28 protein-coding genes are annotated in these 23,483 nt (G+C 52.6%); 20 read left to right on the top strand and 8 right to left on the bottom strand.

Annotated elements, in window-relative coordinates:
- Window positions 1-7: 7 nt before the first annotated feature.
- From fliP to MFFC18_RS15400, 5 genes are all read right to left on the bottom strand, one after another.
- Window positions 8-739, bottom strand: a complete 732-nt coding sequence (fliP, locus tag MFFC18_RS15420) for a flagellar type III secretion system pore protein FliP (RefSeq protein ID WP_084416758.1) — start codon at window positions 737-739, stop codon at window positions 8-10.
- Entirely contained in the window at window positions 736-1,584 is an 849-nt protein-coding gene (locus MFFC18_RS15415) for a hypothetical protein (RefSeq protein ID WP_075082117.1), read from the bottom strand. The genes fliP and MFFC18_RS15415 overlap by 4 nt, the downstream gene beginning before the upstream one ends.
- A 181-nt stretch (window positions 1,585-1,765) precedes the next feature.
- Window positions 1,766-2,164 carry a FliM/FliN family flagellar motor switch protein gene (locus MFFC18_RS15410; protein ID WP_075082118.1) on the bottom strand — a complete coding sequence of 133 codons (399 nt, stop codon included), beginning with the start codon at window positions 2,162-2,164 and terminating at the stop codon, window positions 1,766-1,768.
- A 46-nt stretch (window positions 2,165-2,210) separates the two neighbouring features.
- Window positions 2,211-3,086, bottom strand: a complete 876-nt coding sequence (locus MFFC18_RS15405) for a FliM/FliN family flagellar motor switch protein (RefSeq protein WP_075082119.1) — start codon at window positions 3,084-3,086, stop codon at window positions 2,211-2,213.
- Entirely contained in the window at window positions 3,083-3,610 is a 528-nt protein-coding gene (locus tag MFFC18_RS15400) for a flagellar basal body-associated FliL family protein (protein WP_075082120.1), read from the bottom strand. The genes MFFC18_RS15405 and MFFC18_RS15400 overlap by 4 nt, the downstream gene beginning before the upstream one ends.
- 435 nt (window positions 3,611-4,045) lie before the next feature.
- Here MFFC18_RS15400 and MFFC18_RS15395 point away from each other — a divergent pair, with 435 nt between their 5' ends.
- From MFFC18_RS15395 to flgL, 9 genes are all read left to right on the top strand, one after another.
- On the top strand, window positions 4,046-4,762 hold the full coding sequence (locus MFFC18_RS15395; RefSeq protein WP_075082122.1) for a flagellar hook-basal body protein: 717 nt from the start codon (window positions 4,046-4,048) through the stop codon (window positions 4,760-4,762).
- A 28-nt stretch (window positions 4,763-4,790) separates the two neighbouring features.
- On the top strand, window positions 4,791-5,570 hold the full coding sequence (flgG, locus tag MFFC18_RS15390) for a flagellar basal-body rod protein FlgG (protein ID WP_075082123.1): 780 nt from the start codon (window positions 4,791-4,793) through the stop codon (window positions 5,568-5,570).
- Window positions 5,571-6,569, top strand: a complete 999-nt coding sequence (gene flgA, locus MFFC18_RS15385; RefSeq protein WP_075082124.1) for a flagellar basal body P-ring formation chaperone FlgA — start codon at window positions 5,571-5,573, stop codon at window positions 6,567-6,569.
- 14 nt (window positions 6,570-6,583) lie between these two features.
- On the top strand, window positions 6,584-7,228 hold the full coding sequence (locus MFFC18_RS15380) for a flagellar basal body L-ring protein FlgH (protein ID WP_075082125.1): 645 nt from the start codon (window positions 6,584-6,586) through the stop codon (window positions 7,226-7,228).
- Window positions 7,229-7,261: 33 nt separating this feature from the next.
- Entirely contained in the window at window positions 7,262-8,410 is a 1,149-nt protein-coding gene (locus MFFC18_RS15375) for a flagellar basal body P-ring protein FlgI (RefSeq protein WP_157665010.1), read from the top strand.
- A gap of 9 nt (window positions 8,411-8,419) precedes the next feature.
- Window positions 8,420-8,854: a rod-binding protein gene (locus tag MFFC18_RS15370; protein WP_075082127.1), complete on the top strand. Its 435-nt coding sequence runs from the start codon at window positions 8,420-8,422 to the stop codon at window positions 8,852-8,854.
- Between the two features lie 20 nt (window positions 8,855-8,874).
- A complete protein-coding gene (locus MFFC18_RS15365; RefSeq protein WP_075082128.1) occupies window positions 8,875-9,417 on the top strand; it encodes a hypothetical protein in 543 nt (180 codons plus the stop codon).
- A gap of 1 nt (window position 9,418) precedes the next feature.
- Window positions 9,419-11,386 (top strand): flagellar hook-associated protein FlgK, encoded by a 1,968-nt coding sequence (gene flgK / locus MFFC18_RS15360; RefSeq protein WP_075082129.1) that lies wholly within the window; start codon window positions 9,419-9,421, stop codon window positions 11,384-11,386.
- An 82-nt stretch (window positions 11,387-11,468) separates the two neighbouring features.
- Entirely contained in the window at window positions 11,469-12,926 is a 1,458-nt protein-coding gene (gene flgL, locus MFFC18_RS15355; RefSeq protein WP_075082130.1) for a flagellar hook-associated protein FlgL, read from the top strand.
- 157 nt (window positions 12,927-13,083) lie between these two features.
- Here flgL and MFFC18_RS15350 read toward each other — a convergent pair whose 3' ends face one another.
- The 3 genes from MFFC18_RS15350 to MFFC18_RS15340 are packed head-to-tail and all read right to left on the bottom strand — an operon-like array spanning window position 13,084 to window position 15,271.
- Window positions 13,084-13,842, bottom strand: a complete 759-nt coding sequence (locus tag MFFC18_RS15350; protein ID WP_075082131.1) for a flagellar motor protein MotB — start codon at window positions 13,840-13,842, stop codon at window positions 13,084-13,086.
- A gap of 2 nt (window positions 13,843-13,844) precedes the next feature.
- Window positions 13,845-14,495: a flagellar motor protein MotB gene (locus MFFC18_RS15345; protein ID WP_075082132.1), complete on the bottom strand. Its 651-nt coding sequence runs from the start codon at window positions 14,493-14,495 to the stop codon at window positions 13,845-13,847.
- Window positions 14,495-15,271 (bottom strand): motility protein A, encoded by a 777-nt coding sequence (locus MFFC18_RS15340; RefSeq protein ID WP_075082133.1) that lies wholly within the window; start codon window positions 15,269-15,271, stop codon window positions 14,495-14,497. The genes MFFC18_RS15345 and MFFC18_RS15340 overlap by 1 nt, the downstream gene beginning before the upstream one ends.
- A 263-nt stretch (window positions 15,272-15,534) precedes the next feature.
- On the opposite strand from MFFC18_RS15340, the gene MFFC18_RS15335 reads away from it, so the two are divergent.
- From MFFC18_RS15335 to MFFC18_RS15285, 11 genes are all read left to right on the top strand, one after another.
- Window positions 15,535-15,888 (top strand): flagellar basal body rod protein FlgB, encoded by a 354-nt coding sequence (locus tag MFFC18_RS15335; protein ID WP_075082134.1) that lies wholly within the window; start codon window positions 15,535-15,537, stop codon window positions 15,886-15,888.
- A gap of 83 nt (window positions 15,889-15,971) precedes the next feature.
- Window positions 15,972-16,406, top strand: coding sequence for a flagellar basal body rod protein FlgC (flgC, locus tag MFFC18_RS15330; RefSeq protein WP_075082135.1), 435 nt, complete (start codon window positions 15,972-15,974; stop codon window positions 16,404-16,406).
- A complete protein-coding gene (locus MFFC18_RS15325; RefSeq protein ID WP_075082136.1) occupies window positions 16,406-16,726 on the top strand; it encodes a flagellar hook-basal body complex protein FliE in 321 nt (106 codons plus the stop codon). The genes flgC and MFFC18_RS15325 overlap by 1 nt, the downstream gene beginning before the upstream one ends.
- Before the next feature lie 39 nt (window positions 16,727-16,765).
- Window positions 16,766-18,283, top strand: a complete 1,518-nt coding sequence (gene fliF, locus MFFC18_RS15320) for a flagellar basal-body MS-ring/collar protein FliF (RefSeq protein ID WP_075082137.1) — start codon at window positions 16,766-16,768, stop codon at window positions 18,281-18,283.
- Between the two features lie 2 nt (window positions 18,284-18,285).
- Window positions 18,286-19,311 (top strand): FliG C-terminal domain-containing protein, encoded by a 1,026-nt coding sequence (locus MFFC18_RS15315; protein WP_075082138.1) that lies wholly within the window; start codon window positions 18,286-18,288, stop codon window positions 19,309-19,311.
- Window position 19,312: 1 nt separating this feature from the next.
- Entirely contained in the window at window positions 19,313-19,903 is a 591-nt protein-coding gene (locus MFFC18_RS15310; protein WP_075082139.1) for a hypothetical protein, read from the top strand.
- Window positions 19,900-21,213 (top strand): FliI/YscN family ATPase, encoded by a 1,314-nt coding sequence (locus MFFC18_RS15305; RefSeq protein WP_075082140.1) that lies wholly within the window; start codon window positions 19,900-19,902, stop codon window positions 21,211-21,213. The genes MFFC18_RS15310 and MFFC18_RS15305 overlap by 4 nt, the downstream gene beginning before the upstream one ends.
- On the top strand, window positions 21,214-21,666 hold the full coding sequence (locus tag MFFC18_RS15300; protein WP_075082141.1) for a kinetochore Spc7 family protein: 453 nt from the start codon (window positions 21,214-21,216) through the stop codon (window positions 21,664-21,666).
- Entirely contained in the window at window positions 21,663-22,406 is a 744-nt protein-coding gene (locus MFFC18_RS15295; protein WP_075082142.1) for a hypothetical protein, read from the top strand. The genes MFFC18_RS15300 and MFFC18_RS15295 overlap by 4 nt, the downstream gene beginning before the upstream one ends.
- A 17-nt stretch (window positions 22,407-22,423) precedes the next feature.
- Window positions 22,424-22,693 carry a flagellar biosynthetic protein FliQ gene (locus MFFC18_RS15290; RefSeq protein WP_075082143.1) on the top strand — a complete coding sequence of 90 codons (270 nt, stop codon included), beginning with the start codon at window positions 22,424-22,426 and terminating at the stop codon, window positions 22,691-22,693.
- Window positions 22,690-23,475: a flagellar biosynthetic protein FliR gene (locus tag MFFC18_RS15285; protein WP_075082144.1), complete on the top strand. Its 786-nt coding sequence runs from the start codon at window positions 22,690-22,692 to the stop codon at window positions 23,473-23,475. The genes MFFC18_RS15290 and MFFC18_RS15285 overlap by 4 nt, the downstream gene beginning before the upstream one ends.
- The last annotated feature ends 8 nt before the right edge of the window (window positions 23,476-23,483 follow it).

Here is a 23,483-nt window from a genome sequence, read left to right as displayed (position 1 = left end):
CGGGACGTCAGACTGCGACAAAACTGGAAACAAGCGACTTACAGATCAGTTGCCATCCGTCGACTAAAACGAACAGCAGAATTTTGCACGGCGTTGAAACGACAACTGGCGGCATCATCATCATTCCCAGCGACATCAAAATCGTGGACACGACAAGGTCGATCAGGAGAAATGGAATGTAGATGCAAAAACCCATGATGAACGCGGTCTTTAGCTCGCTAATAATGAACGCCGGAACGGCAATCTTGAGCGGCGTTTCCAGTCGTTCGTACGGAGGTTCGGTCTCTGCAAGATCGAAAAACAGTTCCAGGTCATCCGTCCGCGTATTCGCCATCATGAACATTTTCAGCTCGACAACCGTGATGTCCCAGGCTTGCTGGAAATCAAACTCGGGAGTCGCAGTTGGATCTTTGGCTTGAATCTCCTGAGCCTCAAGCAGCGGCTGGATGGCTTTCTCGTTGATCGACTCAAACGTCGGCGCCATGACGAACAGAGTCAGAAACAACGCGAGCCCCAGCATCACCGGGTTGGGCGGAATTTCTTGAGTCGATAGCGCTCGTCGCACGAACGAAAGAACGATAATGATTCGCGTGAACGCGGTGACGCAAACCATTAGCGCCGTCGCGAAACTCATCGCGCCAAGCAGCAATGCGATCTGTATCGGCGGTGTCAGATTCGACAACGCTCCCGGATCCTGCGCCGGCGTTTCAGCTAATTGTGCCAACAGCAGAATGTTCATGCCCTGTCCTTGGCTGAATAAGTCTTTGAGGCAGCAGCCGAACGGTTGGCACTATCCAACAACATCTGGATCAAGCGATCGTCAACCGCACCGTGGTCGGTTTCTTGCGTCTGTGAGACAGTCGGCGTACGTTTCTTTTTGGGGCGATCTGACCGCTGGGGAGGAGCCTCGATCTCGCGAGGCTCGGTGTCTGAAGCGATTTGGTCAAGAGTTTCAGCGAAGTTTGGCGCCACCGCAATCATCGACTTCACTCCGTTGGCATCGCTTGCCACGAGTACCTCCGAACCCTTCCAGTCGATTACACGAATCGTGCTGTTGTCATCAAGTACCAATTCTTCCTTGATCTTGAGCGACGACGATCGTTCGTTCGTCGTTTCTTTTTTGTTTGTTCCCTGCGGTTTGATCCATTGCTTGGCAAACACGATGAATCCGATTCCGACCATCAGGACAAAAGCCAGATTCATGCCCATGGTGGCAATCAATTGGCCGAAATGTTGCTTCTTCGCTGGCGTCTCTGATGTCGCGTCCGCAGTACTATCAGCTTCTTTCTCCCGTTCGATGAAGTTCGGCATCTCCGAATCTCGTTGACGCTGCGGGACCTTGGAGTATCCCGGAATCTCATTCGCATCGCCACCGTTGAAAGCTTCCGATGGCATAACTCTCGCAGGCGGCGATTGGTCGTAGGCCGTTGGGACAACCTGTCGGTCTTGTCGCAGTCCAGCGTTTCTCAGGCTCGTTGGCTCAGACCCGATCAGTCGATCCACTGCGCTGCCGGTTTGATAGTCGTTATTCCGAAACGTCTGAGCCACCGCAGACGAATCCAGCAACAACGCAACGACGAACATTGCAGCGAGTGCACGAAACGAACCAGATGCGAATGTTGTTGTTGTCGACGAACGGAACCGCGGTGCAAAACATCTTTGCTGGTTCGAAGCACGAGTTTTTGATTTGATCAACACTTTGACTGAATCCCTTCGTCTCTAAAGCAACATCATGTTGCTATGGCGTCAGTAGTTCGCATTTTGTTTACGACGGATTGGCGTAGATTTCTTTGATACGAATCGCGAAGGAATCATCAACAACGACAACCTCTCCATTGCCCAGGGGAACGCCTTGAGCAACCAGTTCAATAGGAGCGCTGATGCTGCGATCGAGTTCAAACACAGACCCTTCGGTCAGTCCCAAAAGTTTCTGGATTGGAACGCTGGTCCGTCCAAGCTCAGCGGCAACCGTAACCTGAACGTCGTAAAGGCGATTCAGTTCTCCTGGAGCACCGGCCACAACTGGCGTTTGTTTCAAGTCTGGAAACTCGGGAGTGCGTACGTCGTCCTCGCTTGCATCAGCCGGCGCGTTGGCGGTTTGAGTTGCCGCAGCGCCTGCTTCTTCGACTTCTGGAGAATCGTCTTCTGTGTTTTCGTCAGCCATGGGGGTGCTTTCTCTTTGCGTTTGCAAATGAAACGTGGTTGGTCAGTTAGCTCGCGCTGCCGTTGGGCCCAATGCACTTTGAGATCTCGAGTCCCACTGTCTTGCCGATTTTTCCGGGCCAACATTCAAAGAACGGACGGCCGGCGACAGAGGCCACAATCGGTTGGTCAATTCTCTGGTCGAGTTGTACGATGTCACCGACTGTGATGCTGGCCAAACGTCGCATCGGGATGCTGGCCTGTCCCAACAAGCCAACGATTTCGATTGGAAGCCGCTCAACTGTCGCCCGCGGATCGTTGCTCGTTCCCGTAGACGCCCTGCGATCGACAACTTGCTCGAGCAATTCCGACATCTCCTGCTTTTTCGAAATCCAATGAACGGTTGTCTCGCCACGTGCCAGTTGCATGTGCAGGCTGCCCGTAATCACGAGGTCTTTGCCGCGGCAAAGTCGGACTCGCTTGGGGTTGGTAGAGATCGCTTCGATATCGCAATTCAATGCCAGCGTCCCGAGCCAGCCTTGTCGCACGGACTTGGCAAGCGTTTCAAAAAAAGTCTTCGCAACCACCGATTCGATATCGGTCAGGGGTCGCTCCGCAATTTCAGCTCCTTCAGGAGCATGAAGCAGCTCGGCGACGATCTGATGAGCATCGTGCTCCGAGATGTACCAGATAGACTGTGTGTTTTCGTCCGTGATGTTGAACGTACAGCAGAAATCCGACGCGGCAGTATTTTCAACCGCGGATTCAAGGGATTGAGTACGGATGTTGTTGGCGTACAAACTGCCTTCACTTCCCGCGATGCCAACCCAATGGTCCGAGAACGCTTGTGAAGCCTTTGCGATCCACAGTCGAAACGCGTTCGCCGATTCATCGGTCGATTCCGCCTGGCGAAAATCGTAAACAGTATATTGAGGATCACTCATTGAATCTTGAAATCGCTGAACAGGATGTCTTCAATCCGCTCAATGCCATCGGTAAACAGCATCTCATTGAACTTGCCATGGATTTCACGACGGAGCAAATTGTGGCCGTACTTGCCGCGTACTTCTTCAAGCGTTTTGTCGCGAAGATGTGCGATCAGCCAGTTCTTCAGCAGGACGTTTTTTTCTTCGACCAGTTTGGTCAAAGCGTCTTCCTGAGACTTGGAAACTTGTAGCGTCAACGTGCAGTTCACGTATCGTGATGCTCGCGGGTCGTTCAAGTTGGCAACCACTTCATCGAAATCGATGAAAGCTTTCTCCTCAACCGGTTCCGGGAAGTCCATTAGCTTTACGCCAACGACGCCAGGGTTCACCCCCTTGTCCGGAACTTCTCCCGGACCCGTGAGCATGGGGACGGCAAAGCCTGCTCCTGCACCTATGACGAAGATGATGCCCCACACGATCAGCTTTCCGAGGAATCCCGATTTTTTCGGTGGTGTGTCTTGTGTTTCGTTTTCTTCAGCCATACCTGAATGTGCTTTGTTGGACACCGGAAGCGAGGTGGTTCACTGCGATGTCGATTGAACGAAGGATAAAAGGCGAGTTTCGTTTTCTGGTTCAGTGCAATTAAATTGTTACATTGGTGCAGAGTTCGCCTGACACTAATAATTGTTAGAGTCGTTAAAGCCTATCGGCCTTGCCCCTTGGGCACTTGAGAGGCGTCACCGGAAAATTGTTGCCACTGACACGCAATAATTTCCTGGTTCAATCGCTACCACTTTTGAGTTTTCGCGCTTTCGAAGAATTGTCACGCCGCGGTTCGCCTGCCGCAGCAAAAACTGACGGCGAACTGTAAATGGTTGGCATGCTGTTTGCGGAACTGATTCGGTTCGGCCGAGGATCCCGCAATTTCCCGTGCCAATTTGGTTTGCGATTTGGTTTGTTGGTCAGGAGGAACAACAATGATTCGTGGTTTGTACAACGGTGCAGCCGCTCTCGATGTGATCACGAGGCAACAGGAAGTTATTTCCTCAAACCTGGCGAATCTCAATACGAGCGGCTATCGAAGCGCCCAACTGGTCGTCAACCAAAGGGAAAACCCTCAGCCCAATAACCCCAGAAATGAGCTTGGACCGGAGAGTCTGGAGGTTCTCACGAGCTTTGAGAACGGACGGCTTCACCAGACCGATCGGCCGCTCGATGCGAGTTTGGTCGGAGACGGATTCTTCTCCTTTGAGAGTCCGGATGGAACGTTGTACTCACGTGCAGGTCACTTCTACCGCAGTCCCGATTCAGGCACTTTGGTCAGCAATGAAGGCCTCCCGGTTCTTGGCGAGTCTGGCCCCATCAATATTCCCGCTGACATAGCCGACAGCGAAATCGTTATCGGCGAAGACGGAACTGTCAGCGGCAAAGGCCAGCAATTCGGAAAACTGGCTGTCGTCGGGTTTAGGGACAATCAGTCGCTGGAACGCGTCAGCCAATCGTTTTTCAAAGCTGGACAGAACTCGGTTCAGACTGATGCGACGGCCGTCGTGACTCAATTCAACCAGGAATATTCGAACGGAAATGCAGTTTCCGAGATGATCGCGATGGTCATTGGGACGAGGCATTACGAGGCCGTCCAGAAAGCCACGACAGCCATTTCAGAAGCAATGCGCGAGCACATTCGGGCTTAACGCCTAATCCAACAGGGAACTATTCAATATGTTAAAAGCGTTCTATTCAAGTGCGACCGGCATGCGGGCTCAGGAGTTGTTGATCGACAACACGGCCAACAATCTTGCCAACGTGAACACGACGGGTTTCAAGAAGAAGCATATCAACTTTGCCGACCTGATCTACGACACGATTGCTGCACCGGGCGCGGCAGCAGTTGATGGACAAACGAAGCCAATCGGATTGCAAATTGGTAGCGGGGTGCGAGCGGTCGGCACGACCAGCGTGTTCAGCCAGGGGCCACCCACGGAAACTGGCATCGCGACCCACATGACGATTGAAGGCGATGGCTTCTTCAAGGTAACTCGCGGCGACACCACAGCATACACACGCGACGGTTCTTTTGTAACTGATTCGGAAGGGCAATTGGTTACCGGAGACGGCTATCTGATGGACCCTCAAGTCACCATTCCACCGCTGGCGACGAACATTAACATTTCGGGCGAAGGCATCGTGACTTATCAGTTGGACGGTGTATCGACGACAGGGCCTTCGATCCAGTTGGCCCGGTTCACCAATCCTGCGGGGCTACAGAACCTCGGGGGCAATCTCTACCTCGAAACCGAAGCCTCAGGCGCGGAAACGCTAGGAGAGCCTGGAGTCGACGGGCTGGGGCGAATTCGAAACAACTTCCTTGAAGGCGCCAACGTCGAGGTCGTTTCGGAACTGGTTTCACTGATTACTGCCCAGCGAGCCTACGAGATTAACTCGCGCGCAATTCGGGCCGGCGATGAGATGCTGTCAACTGCTAGTGACCTGGTGCGATAAATGATCCGTAAAGCAAAAACCGGAATCCTTGCTGCGATCATCGGCTTAATCGCATTGTCGACTTCGCTGCATGCTTCCGAAGTAGTTCAGGTCATCGTGCGTTCGAACCAACTGACAGTTGCCGATGGAGAACTTTCAATCGGCGACGTTTGCGATGTTCGAGGCGGATCGCCGCTGTTGCGAAACAGGATCAAGACGCTGGATCTGGACTTGGTCGTTGCAGGCAAGTCGACGGTTGTATCCAGGCAACAGGTCGCGATTCGGATTGCGTTGGACGGCGTGGCCCGAACGTCTATTTCTCTTTCCGGACCTGAAAAGACCACGGTTAATTTGATTCCAAACGAAAAGTTACAGGAACGTCTCGAAGCAAAACTTGGCCACGACTTGAGTTTTCAATTCGGAATTGGTGTCGACGATGTTCGCGTCCGACTGTTGAACCTTGACGTAATTGCCAAATTGCGAGACTCCATAAACACCGGCGACTTCGAAATCCTCGCCTTCTTTCCTGCTCAACTACCTTTGGGTGACAAGTACATTCAGGTCGAATACTCGGACTCCAGTGGGAATCGTGTGACGCACAGGACGCACGTTCAAATTGTCGTGATGCAGAACGTTTTCGTCACCTCAGGCCTGATATCAAAAGGAACTGTCATCACTGCCGGACACGTGCAGAACATCAAACGGCCCTTGATGGATGGCAAAATTGAACTTGCCGGCGCCGAATGCGTTGGCTGTGTTGCCAGCCGTGATATTGCCCCGCATCAAATCGTTACCTCGCGTCATCTCAGTCGTCGCCCGGTTCGGAAACAGGTGCTTGTGAAACGAAATGACCTGGTTGACATCGTGTTGATGCAGGGGCGGTTAAGAGTGCGAGTCAAAAATGCCAAGGTGATGACCAGTGGTGCCAGAGGCGAAATGGTGAGAGTGCTCAACACCAACAGCAACAAAGAAATCAACGCTGTCGTCTATGACAGGACGACCGTTGTGGTAACTCAATAGATCGAACAGTAAAAATGATAAACCATCGAAAACAATCCATCCTGCTAATGGCGATCGTCGCAAGTCTGTTCGTGCTGACGACCAGCCCGGAAACTGCGAAAGCCCAAAGTCTTTTCGAGCGTCGTTCCGCCAACCAGATTGATCAATATCGCAACTACGCGGCCCGGCAGCGGGGCGATTTGCTGTCTGTGGTGATCAGCGAAAGCACTGATGTTGAAAATCGCGACGAACGATCGTTGGACAAATCCGGCAACTCAAATATCTCGGGTGGATTGAGCTACAGCCTTGGCGGTGGACTTGGCGGTGCAACTGGCGACGGAGCATTGAATCAGTCCAGTTCCAGCAGTCGGGGATTTACGGGAGATTCGGAGTTCCGCAGCGAGCGCCAATTTCTAGACCGATTCACCGTGACGGTGATTGACGTCCAGCCCAATGGCAATCTTGTGATCTCCGGCGAGCGAAATATCTCTGTCCAGGGTGATTCGAGAACGCTGCGTCTGTCGGGCGTTGTGCGGCAAATTGATTTGCTTCCTGACAATTCGATCTCGTCCCGGTTTGTCGCCAATCTCGACATTCGACTGTCTGGTAAGGGGACCGAGCAAAAGTTTAACAAGCAAGGTTCTTTCAGCAGAAGAATCAATCGACTGTGGCCGTTCTAGTGCGTCCTCATCCACTCAACTTTTCGTGATTCCGTGAAACTGATACCTGATATTTTGATAGTCCTGTGTTGTTGCTTCTGCAGTGTCACAACAGCGTCATCGCAAGTGGTTGCTCCTGCGCCGGCAGCGCCGCGTAACTCGTATGTTCGCGGTCAGCTCGATCCGTCGGTACGCGTTAAGGATATTACTTTCGTCGACGGTGATCGTAACAATCACGTCTCTGGCGACGGGCTGGTGTTTGGTCTCAGCGGTACGGGTGGCAAGTCCGAACAAACTCGGTCGATGGCCAGCAGCTACTTCTTGCACAAGGGAATTCGAGTCGACCAGGCGGAAACAAAGAACATGTCGGCCGTACTGGTGTCGGGAAAAATTCCTCCGTACGCCAGAAAGGGAGAGACGATTCTGATCAACGTTTCCGTAGCGGACGACGCGACCAGTCTGCGCGGCGGTACGCTGCATCAAGCTGTGTTGCGGGGGATCGACGATGAAATTTATGCGATCGCACAAGGCCCAATCATCGGTGGCGGAGTCGCTGCCGGAGGAGCCGCGGCATCGGTTACCAAGAATCATCCTACCGTCGGAGTCTGTGAGGCGATTGTCGAGAGAGAGATCTGTCCGGAACAATTGTTGGTCAACGGTCGCCTTCGATTGGTGCTGAGAAACAAAGAGTATTCCACGGCAACACAGATTTCCAACGCGCTGAATATGGTCTTTCCGAACACCGCTCGAGCATTGGATGCCGGGACGGTCGAGATTGCAGTGCCGCGTAGTTTTCAACGGTCTCTGCCGGCGTTTATTTCGATGGTTGGGGAACTGCGGATCAAGCCGGATCAACGGGCTCGCGTGGTGATCAATCAGAAAACCGGGACGATCGTAATGGGCAAGCACGTCAAGATTTCACGCGTTCTATTCGCCAGCGAGAACATCGTAATCTCAACAGCGGAAACCCCGGTTGCCTCCCAGCCTGCCCCGTTTAGCCAAGGAGAAACCGTCGTGCTTCCTCGTTCTGCGGTGGATATTTTTGAGTCCGGAGGTACATACAACGTATGGCAAGAGGGACTCACCGTCGGCGATTTGGCACAGGCTCTAAACACATTGGCAGTCTCGCCGAACTCGATGATCAATATATTTACGACACTCAGAAACCAGGGCGCTTTGCAGGCCGAACTGGTAATCGAATAGGAGAGGTCCATGAATCAAATCGGAAACTCGTCCAGCCTCATCAGCAGTGCCAATTTCGTTGGTACAGGCATCGAAAAGTATGCCTCGATAAATTCCGCCGGCAAGTCATCGGAGTCGGACGCGATGCTTGCGAAGATGGAGTCTTTGGGACAGGAGTTCGAAGGCGTATTTCTGTCGCTGATGCTCAAAGAAATGCGAAACACGCTCGAAGACGGCGGTTTCTTCGGTGAAGAAACCAGCGATACCTATGGCGGAATGTTTGACATGTTCGTCGGACAGGATATGGCCAAATCAAGTCCTCTCGGGATCGCGGACATGCTCGTGAAAAATTACTCCAGACAACAGTCCAATCCCGTCGCCGAACAATCGACATCAGTCGATCCCGCCCAATCGGCAGACGGGGAATCCGTTGATGTTCCCGTCCCAATTTCAATCACCATTTAGTCGCCAGAAAGGCACTTCAAATGAGCAGAACCCAAGATGCGGCAGCCGTCGAGTTGCCAAAATTGATCGTGGTGGTTGAACGACACCTGCGTTCTGAGTTGGAATTGATGGACAAGCTCGATCAGCTCAACCAGACGGTGAAAGAAACGCTTGAAGCATCTGGATCGAAAGGTCTGTCTCCGTCGCAAACTGATTTGCTTGATCAAATGGCTCAAGATCTGTCGCAAACGTCGGCAGGATTGAAGGCCAGGCGAACGAACGTTCTGCTTGCTGTCAATTCGTTGCATGACGGACTGCCAACGCTTTCAATTCGAGAGTTCATTCAGACGCTGGACTCTGCGAGTGGACAACGGCTTGAGAATCTACGCATGAAGATACTCGATCGGCTGGTCGAAGCTCACGCGACTTTGATCGGGAACCAGGCGGTCATGTTTTACTCATTCGACTTCTACCGAAAAATGGTTGCCGGACTATTTAATAGCGAAACCGATGAAAACCAGTACTCGATGACCGGGCAGGCTTCGGGCGTCAAACCTGGCAATCTCGTTCGAAAGGCTTGCTGAAATGACGAATTTCATGACAGGGTTGTCTGCTCTGCGCACCAGCCAATACGCGATGGAAGTCGTTTCCAGCAACATTGCCAACGCTGATACCGAGGGCTATCACCGTCGTAGTGTGCATCTCGAGGCGAACACTCCCAACGCTTACGGTCAGATGCAGATCGGAACAGGCGTTTCGATTGACTACATCGAAAGAATTCGAAATCAGGTTACCGAGTCTTCGTTGACGCTTGCGATTTCGGACGTCAGTCGCGTCGATCAAACGTTGGAGATCGAGCGGCAGGTAGAATCGCTGTTTCAGTCAGGCGAAGGGTCGATTCATGAATTGATCGATGACTTTTTTGGAGAGCTGACGAAACTGACATCGACACCGGGCGAGCCTACTCAGCGGACGGCGGTTGTCCAACAAGCCGATCAGATGACTCAGATGTTTTCGCAGATTGCAGGACAGCTGACGGAGCTGAAAACCGCGATTGGGTATCAGGTCGAGCAGGAAGTTGCTTCGTTGAACGAGAAGATGGTTGCGATGAGTGACCTCAACGCTCGCATCAATCAGTATCAGAATTCTACAGATGTCAGCCATGAGTTAGACGAGCTTGATGCGTTGGTGAATCAAATCGCAGAAGTCGTCGATGTGCGACGCAACGAGCAATATCGTGTTGGCAGCACACTCGCGTTTGGCGATTCCGTCATCCAGCAGGGAATCCGCCCGACGCTCTACAGTACGTTCACAACCGAAGGCGGCGAGCTCGCGGTTTCTGTTGGCGATTCAGACAAAGCGGCTGTTTTCGAAGGTGGGCGACTCCCGGCGTTGCTTGACGCGTACAACAATGTTATCCCTGAATTTATGGGAAAACTGGACGAACTTGCCGCCGGAATGATTCAGCAGTTTGATCAGGTGCATGCCACTGGAACCGGGCCTGGCGGATCATTTTCGTTGCTAAATGGTACTCGCAACGTTGTCGATCCTGATGTTCCGCTGAGCGAATCCGGAGTGCCGTTTCCGATCGAAGCCGGCGAACTGCACATTTCGATCACCGATCCGGATGGCAATCGGCGCACCGAATCTGTTTACATCGATCCGGAAACTCAATCGCTGACAGACGTTGCTACAGCGATTTCTGCCTTCGATGATCTGCATGCCTCGATAAATTCTCAAACGAATCAGTTTCAGGTTATCGCCACGCCGGGATATGAATTTGACTTTTCCGGGAGCCTCGAATCGACGCCAAATCTCGACAACGTTTCCGGGACGTCAGTTCCTGCGTTTTCAGGACGCTACCTTGGCGACACCAGTCAGACGTTAAGCTACGAAATCTCAGGATCCGGAAACGTTGGTGTCTCTGATGACCTGTTCGTTAACGTTTACGACGAACAGGGAACACAATTGGCTCGACTCAATATCGGAGAAGGATACGAGGCAGGAAGCGAGTTGGATGTTGTTGAGGGCGTGAAACTTTCATTCGCATCGGGAACCGTCGTCGATTCAGACTCCTTCGAGTCGGAGCTTGTGACGACTCCGGACGAGACAGGGTTCCTGGCATCGCTGGGGCTCAATAGTTTTTTCCAGGGCGTCGACGCATCAACGATCGCTGTCAATGACGAGATCCTGGAAGATTCAGAGCGGTTCGCGTCTGGAACTTCTTCGGATCTTGCCGACACCTCAAACCTTTTCGTCATGATTGAGCTGCAACAGTCTCGTGGCATGTCCGATGGAACAAGATCGTTTGGAGAATTCGTGAACGAAGTCACCACAACGATCGGCATACAAGTCCAGAACAGCACACAATTGAGCTCCAGTTTGGGTAATCTTCAAACCCGATACGAACAGGAACGCGATGCCGTTTCCGGCGTCGATTTAAATGAAGAGCTTGTCTACTTGCAGCAGTTTCAGAAGCAGTACGAAGCTTCCGTCCGAGTCATCCAGACTGCAGAAGCGATGCTTGATGAACTGTTTGCGGTGTTGCGATAGTTCCGGTGCCGCTTGATCAATCGATTTTCGCCCCACCTCTGCCGCTTACTTTGGCGAGTCGTTTTCCTGAAAGAACAACCAGATGAACTATCGAGTTACCTCCTTTGCCATCGGTTCACGTGCGATCCAGTTTCAGGCAAAGCACAACGCAGCGATTCTGAAGTATCAGGAACAGATTTCATCAGGAGTCAAGCTTCAGCGTCCGTCCGACGATCCGATCGCATTTCGACAGGTCACCAGTTTGACATCCCGGCTGACGGAACTGGCAGCTGACCAACAATCCCTTAGCAGTGCGAAATCCGTTTTGAGCGCCAGTGTGGTGCAGATTCAGGACTTCGGCAGCATCATCTCTCAGGCAAAAGGTTTGGCTCAGCAGGGTATTCAAGCGCTCGACAACAACGAGCGGGAAGCTCTGGCTTTGGAAGTCGACGGACTCTTCAATCAGCTAAAAGATATTTCTCAGGCGACATTCGACGCCGCGTTTATTTACGGAGGCACGCGATCCGACCATACGCCGTTTAGTTTTGGTGAACCAACGTCCGACGGCGGCCCGCTTTCGGTGACCTACCATGGATCAGAAAATAATAGTCGCGCTTACGTTGGCGAAGCTGTTTCGGTCGATACTTACTATTCAGGGCAAGAAGTTTTCTCCAACCCGGATCGCGGAGAAACAATTGTCTTCGGTAACACGGGAGTTAAATCCGGGCAAGGCACTGACACGTTGATCGGTCGCGCCGAATTGCAAATCACTCACGATACAACCGAGTATCTTGGCGGATCTGGCTTGCTGCCTGGAACCGATTCACAGTCGCTCGACACGATCATCGCGGACGTTGGCACGTACTCAATCTCGATCGCTGACACATCTGGTGACGGGTCGGCCGGAACGATTTCGTTCAACGGAGGTCCGCCAGTCGACTACACAAATACCGACACGAACTTGCAGATCACCGGATCGTCGGGAGAACTGGTTTACGTGGACGCTTCGGCGATTACTCCGGGATTTAACGGCACGGTCGATGTTCGAGCGACTGGAAATTTGAGCGTTGACGGTGGCGCTAGCCAAACGCCAATCGATTTTTCGGCGGATCAAATCGTGACAGATTCGCACTCGGGACGGTTTGCGATCCTCGATACAAGTGACGTAAACTCTGTCGGCACGAACAGTCTCGAATTTCCTGGAACGTCTGACGCGTTTCAGTTGTTGCATGGACTGGCGATCGACCTCAGAAATGAGCGAGGTTTGAGCAACGGTGATTTGACCGACTCGCTCGATCGTCGACTCGGGGAACTCGATGCGATGAGCGACCATGCCTATTCGATTCTTGGCGAGCAATCGACTTCTTTGTCGACGCTTGAGAATCTCAACTATCGCCTCGAAGACCTGGAGATCTCTGTGCAGACTCAACTGGCCGATGTTCAGGCGACTGACATCCCGGAAGCCATTTTGAAGATGGAGAACTCAAGTGCTTTGCTGCAGTACACCTACGCAGTGACGGCTCAGATCTCGTCGTTAGGGCTGCTTGATTTTCTGCGTTAAAACTTCGTTTGGTCACACTCGGTCACCAGAGCCCACGTCGCGGAAGCTTGGGTCGATGTTGCTGTAGTTAAGCTGCGGTTTCCGTTTAACCTTCGGTTTCCGTTTATCGTTCGGTTCCCGTTTATCGTTCGGTTCCCGTTTATCGTTCGGTTTCCGTTTATCGTTCGGTTTCCGACATGACGAACGAGACTACAGGTCGTTTTGCGTCCGTGAACAGCCATGGTTTTACGGTGTATCGAATCTGGTTTTTCATCGCCGGCGTGAGCCAGAACAGCTTTTCGATCTCTTTCTTGACGTCGAAGCTTTTCGAAAGCTCGCGATTGACTTCGCCGCTGCTGGGCATTCTTGCCCAAATGATGATTTCAAGTTTCGAACCGTTTTGACGAAGTTTCGGGATCAGTTCGGCGGCCAGTTTGATCGCGTGATCGCCAAGTGTTCCGTCCTTTTCCTTGAACCGCTGGAACGAATCGAAAACGACCTGGTTGGAGATCGGGGGCTTCGTCTCGAGGCCAAACTTTTTTTCCATGGCGTACAGGAACTTTTGGAACTCTTCTTTTTCCCGATCGAGCACTCGGTCTTTTGAGTCCGCGTCGTCAGGTCCGATTTTGCCTTCCGGTTCGCTCAATCCTTGCTTTTCATTCTTGTCCAGGTTCTTGCCCAACGCATAAATCGGAGCCTGGCTGGCTTGTTGAATCATGTCCGAAGAGCGGTTGCCAGGGTTGCCGCCAGGCATTCCGGATTTGGCAAACGCGTTGACAAAAGAACCAGTGCCGGCATGCATGTTGGCTCCCGTTTGGTCCTCCGCCAACGAGTTTAAAACGATGAAGAACGCAAGCAACGCCGTCATCGTGTCTCCGAAAGACAGTAGATACGCCTTACTCGGTCCAGCATCAATTTTCTTTTGCTTTTTCGCCATGACTACTGCTCGTACCTCTCCATGTCGAATGCAACCAAGTCAGACTGAAGGTTGTCCGCCCAACCGATCCCGACCTGTCCCGGCCGGACTCCGTGGACTTCGTAAAGATGTAACAGGAACGCGGTCGCCCGTTTGGAATCGCCCTGATTCGCAAAACGAATGGAGCAGTGCACCGGCATTGATCTGAGTTGTTGTGTCAAAAGTGAAGCCAGGGCAATTCCTCGCGGCGTTACGTTTCCATTATTGTTGACCAGTCGATTGAACTTCATCTTGAAGGAATTTGTCGTCATAACATCCTTCTCTGCCTCTTCCTCGGAAGCCGATTCGATGCCAAGCCCGGATGCTCTGTCCTGTGGAGCCGTATTCATTGGAGGAATCTCCGAACCGTTGATCGCGATGCGTGCTGCTCGTGGTCGGATTCGTTCCACCCACGACTTGTTGTCCATGCGTTCGTGCACGTGTCCCACGATGCCTGTCGCTCCGGACGAACCGAACGAACTGGGTTGCACCTTGTCAAACTTTTCTGGTTCCGTTGTGGAAAACGTCAGCAACAGAATGAAGAATGTCATCAACAGAGTGATCACGTCGCTGTAGGTCATGAACCAGACAGGAATGTCTTCCGGAGGTGGTTCGGGTGGTTTCTCCCTCGCCATTATGCTGCCTCAGCGCCAACGTCCGCACGACTTTTCGGGGCCATGAAAGTTGCCAATTGTTCTTCAACGGCACGCGGTGTCGCTCCTCCGCCGATTGCGGCAACTCCTGCGATGATCATCTCACGCACGACGGTTTCTTCTTTGGCACGAGCTTCCAGTTTTCCGGCCAGCGGAATACAGACAACGTTGGCCACAACAGCACCGTACAGCGTCGTCAACAAAGCAACAGCCATACCGCCGCCGATCTTGCTGGGGTCATCCAGCGATTGAAGCATTTGAACCAGGCCGATCAGCGTTCCAATCATCCCGAAGGCGGGGGCGGCAGCACCCATCGCGTCGACGAATTTCTTTCCCATCGAGTGTCGCTCGTCGATGCATCCGAGTTCCGTCTCCATGGTTTCGCGCAGTTCGTCGGCAGGTGTTCCGCCGATCAATGATTCGATTCCGCGTTTCATGAAGTCGTCTTCGATACTGTCCGACTTTTGTTCCAGAGCCAACAGACCGTCTTTGCGGGCCAGTTGAGCAAGTTCCTTGAATTCGCCAATGAGTGCTTTTGGTTCCGGGATTTTCTGAAAGAAGCAGTTTAGGACGACGCTAAATGAACCCAGCACGTTTTTAAGCGGAAAGTTGATCAATGCGGCAGAGATCGAACCGCCAAACACGATCATCATGGACGGGGCGTCGATGAAGGGAGACAAGCCGCCGCCACCCATTGCTATGGAGGCGAAGATGAGACCGAATCCGAGGATCAGTCCGATGATTGTTGCGATATCCATTCTTCTATCTGGGCTTGTTGTTGAAACGGGGTGAAAACAACGTGGGCTGTTTCGACGTTCAGGGGAAACAACATTGACGATTAAAAGTAGGTTTCAGCTGCGGCGCTCAAACTCTCTTTTCTTTCTTGATGGGGTGAAATGCTACTGGAAAGGGAAAACCCTCCACCGGCCTTTCCCGGGGAATTTACTGTTCGCGGAGCAAAGCGATAGAAGTCGATGCTCGTCGCTCAAGAGGTAGAACCTCGCTTACCGATGAATCTGGCATGACCGGAATACCTTCACAGTACTACCTACTCGGCAACGCGCTCCGCAACGCGGAACAGAACCACCGCGTCGTCAGCCAAAACATCGCGAACGTGAACACGCCTGGATATCAGACGCGTGAACTGTCGTTCGAGGACTACATGAAGCGAGTCAAAAGCGGTGAATCTAATCAGGGATTTATCGACGAGATTCCCACCACGCTGGTCGAAGGGCTTGTCGAACGCGTCGACGGAAACAACGTGGACTTTGACCAACAGGTTGCCAACCTGAAAAAGAACGCGTTGTTGTTCCAGTCCTGGTCCCAGCTGTTGGCGGCAAAGATGTCCACGATGCGAAAGGCCATGACAGGCTAACGGATCCCGTTTCGGCCTTCATAAAACGAAACACCAAAAAACTTCCTCTGCAATCACCCAATCTTTAACTACAAGGATTAATCATGTCTGGGCTATTTTCAGCAATGGACATCAGCGCGTCGGGCTTGGCTGCCGAACGCCTGCGGATGGAAACCACGGCAAACAATATTGCAAACGCAAACACGACCAAAACAGAGAACGGCGATCCGTATCGCAGGAAGTCCGTTGTGTTTTCCAGCGAGCTTCAGAAAGAGGGACGCTATACGCTTGCCAGTGGGTTTGCGGGCGTGGAAGTCGTTGGCATTGAATCGGATGACACGGCCTTTCCCATGGTCCACAACCCCGGCCATCCCCATGCCGACGAAGACGGAATGGTGCGAATGCCGAACGTGAAAATACCGACTGAGATGGTGGACATGATCACGGCCAGCCGATCGTACGAGGCGAACCTGAGTTCGATCACGATGTTCCAGGAAATGGTCGAACAATCGCTTCGCCTGCTGCAAGGAGGTAGCTAGTGAATCCTGTCTCACCGATTCCACCCATTTCTGGTTTTGGAAATGTCAATCCAATTCAGCCGTCTGGCGTTGCGCCAGCGGGCAACGATAGCGTCAAGGAATCAGGCGGATCGAACCTGTTCAAAGGCTTTCTGGAGAGTGCCAATCTCGACCAGCAGAGCTCCGATCAGGCTGTCAAAGATTTGGTTGAAGGTAAAGCCGGTAGCGTTCAGGAAGTCGTGATGGCGGTTGCCAAAGCGGAGATGTCGTTTCAGTTGTTCATGGAGATCAGAAATCATCTGATCGATTCTTACAACGAACTGATGCGAATGAGTTTCTAGTCGCTATCGCGCGATTGATCGTCTGGCAATGAGAGTAGCTTGAACACGTTTCGAACATTTGTAGATTCCTCCATCGAGATCTGGAACGATGCTGCGCCGGCAGCACGTATCGGGATCGCGCTGTTGATGGTCATCTGCGTTACCGCGATCGTGGGAGTCGGCTATTGGTCATCTCAGCCAACGTACGTGACGTTGGTCAGCGATGTCGACCCACAGAAAATGGATCGCGTTATCGATGCGCTCGACAAAGCCAACATCAGCTACGACCTTTCCGGTGCAGGCGGAAATTTGCGAGTTTCCAAAAGTGATTTCTCCAAAGCGAGAATGCTGGCTCGTGGTGCAGGCGTCGCAGAATCGGAAACGGCAGGAGCGTTTGGGATGACTGGAGCCTTCGGCAGCCCTTCCGATCGCCGTCGCATTGCGTTGCTAAAGCAGCAGCAACGCCTCGCCGAAACGATTCGCAAACTCAACGCCGTCGACTACGCGGATGTCCATTTGAACGTGCCGGACAAGGGCCCGTTCGAGCGAAAGACTTCAAAACCGACAGCCAGCGTTTTGCTGACGATTTCTCCCGGTGCCCAGCTGAACGAACAACAGGCGTCGTCGATCGCGTCGCTGGTTGCCTTTGCGGTCGAAGATCTGGCACCGGAAGCCGTGCAGATTACCGACAAAGATGGGCGCAATTACACGATTTCGGATCAGGGCATGCAACACGTTAGCAGCCAGATTGAATACACGACCGAGAACGAGAGAAAGCTGGCTCGCAAAGCCGAAACCCAGCTGGTGCATTTTCTTGGCCATGGGAACGCGAGCGTGCAAGTGAGCCTCGACCTGACGTTCACCAATGGCTCAACCAAAGTCACGAAGTACGACGGTGAAGGCAAAGTGCCGACGGAAGAAGACCTGAATACGGAAACGACGACCAACTCCAGTCCCGGTGGTGCGGCGGGTGTCGAGGCGAACTTGCAGCAAGGCCGTCGCGAGAACGAGTCGGTTGAACGCAAAATGGAAAACATTAAAACGACTTACCTCGTTCCGACAACCGAAGAAACCCAGTCGAACACGACGCCAGTTCGTAACTTTATGACCGTCAGCGTTTTGGTTAACTCAAACGCGGAAGCTCTAACTCAAGCAGACGGAACTCTGCTGCCTGGCATTTCGGATCGCGTGAAGGCCATCGTCGAGAACGCGGTCGGATACAAGGATTCAACGGACACGATATCTGTTGAGCTGTTTCCTTTTCCAACAGAAGAGTTGGTTGAGGACACGTACGTGCCGCCCTACGACTGGACTCAATGGAACGAGTTGGTGCGAAACGCGTCGTTGGCAATCGGTGCGATCGTCGCGTTTGTGATTGGATTCATGGTGCTGCGGAAAGTCAGCCCTGCCCCCACGGTTTCCGAAACCGTCGTTCGTCTTGATGACAACCGTTTAGAAACTGTGGATCAGTTGACATCGTTGATGAAGAACAATCCTGAGTTGTTCGCACAGATCGTGCAAAGCTGGGCCGGAGCCGCCGGTAGTTCAGATGATCAAGACGATCAGCGGGCGGCCTAGCGATGAATTCACTTCCGCAATCCGAAATGCTGGCTGTGCTCCTGAATCTGGTCGGGGGAGAAGCAGCAAGTTCTGCGCTCTCAGGCATCCCTGAAGAGACTTCTAGACAGGTCAAAGCGACGCTTGAGGAGTTCAAGACTCATCCGCCGACCCAGGACGAAGTCGAATACGTGGTCGACGATTTTGTGAAGTACTTTCGGTTCGCGATGAAGACTGTGGACCAGAAAATGGCTCAGGACGATTCCGCGGACTCCGAAGAGCCAGAAGACGAAACGCCGGCTCCCAAAATCATGCAACTGGCTGAAGAAGATTTCGAAGTCGAGATCGAGCCGGAGAAAAAGTTTCTGCCGCTGAAGGAAACAGGCAATCATATTCAGGATTTGACGCGGCTACATCCGTATCAGGTGGCCCATGCGATCCGAAACGAAGACGCTCTGATCATCTCGATCGTGATCCGGAACCTGGCCACTGAGCATGCCGCGAAGACGCTCGAATTCCTGCCAGACACGCTCCGTCCGGCCGTATTCCTGCAACTTGCCCAACCTTGCACGGTTTCTAACGAAGTGTTGCAACGAATTTTGGAAACAGCTGTTCAGATCGCCAAACGGGTCGAGAAACGCGAAAACGTTGTGGACGCTGCGGAGCAAATGGTGACGCTGATTCGCTCGGTTCCGAAACACATCCGCGGCCCGATTCTGGACGAGTTACAAAAGACAGACGAAGAATTGAGCAACAAAGTTAAGGCACAGATGTATCAGTTCGATGATCTCAGCCTATTGAGCGACCGAGACCTCCAGCAGGTGCTTGGCCAGACCAGCACGGATTCTCTTGCGTCGGCAGTTCAGGGAATCGACAGCGACCTGATGGAAAAGATCCTTGGCAACATGTCGAAACGTGCTCGAGCGGCTTTCGAAGAAGAACTCAGTTTCAAAGGAAACGTCAAGCAGGATGAAATCGATATGGGACGCGCCGAAGTCGTGCGTGCCCTGACTGAGCTTGATGAAGCTGGAACGATCACACTGGAATAGCATGACGAACTTCTCAGTACAATTTACTGCTCCCGTGCAATCCGTCCAGGTAGTTGGCAAAGGCTGCCGCGTGGGTAAACCGGTCGAGACTGCTCAAGCAATTGAAGAAGCGGTCAGGAAAGAGCCAGAGCCCGTCGCTGTGACTACGATCTCAACCGAGGCGGTCGAGTCCGCGTTGGGCGAAGTGGTGAACCAACTCAAGGCTCAACAGTCAGAACTACACGAGTTTGCGGCGAGGTATGCCGTGGAAATCCTGCGTGTTTTCCTGATTTCGTCGGATGAAGTTATCGAGCAGCGGCTTCGTGACAACGTCCTGCGAATGCTCGATCAGCCTGGCCCATTGGAGGTGCTCAAGGTTTCAGTGCATTCAAGCTGTCACAGCTCAATGCAGAAATGGATTCTCGAAAGCGATATTCCGACCAGGTTCAACTGCACTCCGGAAGTCCTTGTCGATGATCAACTTTCGCCCGGTGATTGTTCGGTTGATGTCGGCCAAAACCTGCGGCTGGCTTCCTTGGAGCAGCAGTTGCAACTGGTGGAATCAAGGCTGATGCAAACCGTCCGCGCCAAACGTGAGGAAGGCTTGTCATGATCAACGTTTCGCCAGGTGAAATGTATCAGGAAATCGGACGGCTTCGAAGTGCTCAGGGCATGATCCGTGCGTCACTCAAGGCGTCTGTCGGCGAACTGGTGACGATCAAGACACAGGATGGTCAGTCGATCGATTCCGAAGTCATCGGTTTCGATGGCGACGAGATTCAGATTATGACTTTCGAGCCTGACAACAACGTCCAGCGTGACGATCAGGTCATTGGGCTTGGCCGCAGAATGAAAATTCCAGTCGGTTTTTCGATGCTGGGAAGAATTGTAAACGCAGTCGGCGCCCCCATCGATGGACTGGGAGAACTGCGAGTCAGCGATCACGTTGACGTCAAATTTGAAACACCCAATCCGCTTGATCGCACCAACATCGAGTTGCCTTTTGTGACCGGTGTCCGTGCGATCGACGGATTGAACACGATGGGCCGCGGGCAACGCGTTGGGCTGTTTGCAGGAAGCGGCGTCGGCAAAAGCACGTTGCTGGGAGACATCGCTCGCAACGCGGAATCGGACGTCAATGTCGTCGCTTTGATCGGAGAGCGCGGACGCGAAGTACGCCCGTTTGTCGAACAGGCGTTGGGAAAAGAAGGGCTAAAGAAATCAGTTCTGATCGTTTCGACTTCTGACCAATCGCCATTGGCTCGCGTGCGTGCCAGCGAAACCGCAGTCGTCATTGCCAGTTGGTTTCGCGAACAGGGAAAGGACGTCCTGTTGATGCTGGACAGCCTGACTCGCCTCTCGAACGCGCAACGCGAACTCGGATTGTTGCTGGGGGAACCGCCAACGGCCCGCGGTTACACGCCAAGCGTTTTTCAAAAGATGGCTGTCCTGTTGGAACAGCTTGGTACTTCGAAAAAAGGCTCGATCACCGGAATTCTTACGGTTCTGGTGGACGGCGACGACATGAATGAACCAATCGCTGACGCAGCCCGTTCGATTCTTGACGGTCACATCGTTCTCGATCGAAAGCTCGCTCACAAAGGTCACTTTCCAGCGATTGACATTCTTGCAAGCGCCAGTCGTCTGTTCACCGAAGTCGCCAGCGACGAACACCAGCAGGCAGCGATCGCCGCGCGACAAATCGTGGCCAGCTTTCGAGACGTCGAGGACCTGATTCAGATTGGCGCATATCAAAAAGGTGCCATCCCCGCGACAGACGCTGCGGTCGCGGCACTGCCGACAGTCAACCAGTTCCTGCAACAGGCCGTTGGCCAACCGTCAGGGTTTGACGAGACCACGCAACGACTTGGCGACATCGCCAAAGCCTATTTGATGGCGTCGAAGCAAATGGGGGCGGCGTAGATGAAGATGGAAAAAGCACGCAAGAAACGCTTTCAACGTATCGAATCACTCGACCAAAAACGACTCGACGCATCCATCAACGAGCTTCGGCAATGCTACCAAACAATCGAGCAACGTAAGCAAATTCGAAACTCGATACTGCTTCGTTTGCGCGAGTCGCTGACCGAGCTTGAGAATTCGGCTTCGTTGGAGCTAAAGAATCATACCGTTGAGTGGGCTGACAGGATGCAGTCAACGTTGGCTCAACTCGATGAACATCTTGAGTCGTTGGATGAGCTGCGGAGTCAGCTGCTCGAGAAGGTTCGCCAACAGCGAGTCAAAGTCGAGGGTTGGACCGTGCTGTTGGAGAAAATCGAAGCCGAAGAAATGGCGTCGATGCAAAAGGAAGCCATGTTTGAAGCGGACGATCGAGTCCTTGGGAAGCTGTCCGCGAATCAGAGGAGAACGAAATGAAGTCTGTCGTTGCTGCAGTAATCACTTGCATGATTCTGTTTGGAGTTTCGTTTGCGGCCTCCAAATACTACATGGACATGGAGGCCTCAGAACCGGACGAGGCTGTCGTGGCCAAAGAGGAAACGGTTGATCAATCGTCGACTTTGCCGCCGCATGAATCGGAGATCGGAAAGGTCGATCAGATGCCGGTTGCTCACCGCCCGGAAAACTCGATGTCGCTCGAAGCCGTTTTGCAGATGAGCGATTCGGTCAAGCAGATGGAGGAGAATCTTCGTCTCCGGGAAATGAGATTGGCCAAGGAAGAACAGCGCGTCAAATTGCTGTTCGTGGACATCGAAACTGAGCAGGATCAACTGCAGGCTTTCAGCGAAGGCATCGATGCGAAAGTCGCGGCGTTGTCTGAAATGACGGCGGAGTTGAGGCAGTTGTTGGCGACGCTTGATACGAAGAAGGCTGAGTTGGCGACGATGGAGAAAGACGTCGGAGTCGATGAAGAGTCGAAGTTGGAAGAGTTGGATAACAAGATCAACTTCGTCAAAAGCTGGTTCGAGAACCTTGAATCACAGCAGGCGGCAGACTATCTCAAAGAGTTTGCCAACAACGGCAAACTCGATTTCGCAGCCGGTTTGCTGCACAAAATGCCGACTCGGCAAAAATCGAAAATTCTGGCTGAACTCGCCGACCCGGTGTTGGTAGAGCAATTGGTCACTGCGCTGCGAGTACCGCCAAAGGCCAAGTAACGTTTAAGGAGCTGAAAATGGAATTTTATGACGTCGTTGCTATGGGGCAACGCTTCCTCGAAATCGCATTGCTGTTGGTCGCCCCCGTCGTCCTGGTCAGCCTTGCCGTCGGACTGCTAATCAGTATTGGCCAAACGGTGACCAGTATTCAGGAACAGACGCTTTCGTTTGCTCCCCGGATCGTGGCTGTTGTGCTGCTGATGATCTGGCTGTTGCCGTGGTACATCGAGACGCTGAAGAACTATACGCAAGGAGTGCTGACTGAAATGGTTAGCTATGCGAAATGATTTCTGAAGTTCAAGTCGTTGCTTTCGTTTTGGTACTCGCCCGGGTTTCCGCTTTCGTTGCGTTCTTTCCGCTGTTTGCCAAACGTCAAATCCCAAACACTGTCAAAGTCGGCTTGGCTGTTGGGCTTACGTGGTTTTGGTACGGGATGGTGGAAGCGAAACTGAACTTGAATCCACAACAGGTGACCGACTTGAACATCGTTTCCAGTACGTTGCTGATGATGCAAGAAGTCACCATTGGAGTTGTGCTGTCGATCGCGCTTGGGCTGTTTTTTCTTCCAGCCAAAATCGCCGGATCGTACATCGGTCAGGAACTGGGGCTGTCACTGGCATCAATATCCGACCCGGGATCGCAGGATTCGTCGACGTTGATCTCAAGAGTTTGCGAAGCGTTTGCCATTCTGATTTTCTTTGGCATCAACATGCATCACTTTCTGATTTTGGTCATCCACGGATCGTTTGATCAACTGTTTGGGAAAATCGATGTTCTTCGTTTGCCGACTGAAGAACTGGTTGCCCTGTTGAACCGCGTGAATGACTACGGGTTTTTGATCGTTGGGCCGGTTGCGATTCTGTTCATGCTGGTGACGCTTGGGCTGGCGTATCTCAACAAAGCAGCACCGACGCTTAATTTGTTTTCGGTTGGCATGTCGATACGTAGCGGATTCGGTATTTTCTGCCTGCTGGTGTTTTGCCCGGTAATTTTCGGTGCAATTCAGGCCTACTTCTATCGAATGCAGGCCGATGTGGAAGAAGTCCTGACCACGATTGCGTCGCAATAGCATTGAAA

Origin of the sequence: Mariniblastus fucicola (assembly GCF_008087665.1) — a bacterium.
GTDB lineage: Bacteria > Planctomycetota > Planctomycetia > Pirellulales > Pirellulaceae > Mariniblastus > Mariniblastus fucicola.
The sequence above is the reverse complement of the archived record's forward strand: the minus strand, read 5'-3'. Positions and strand labels throughout refer to the sequence as shown.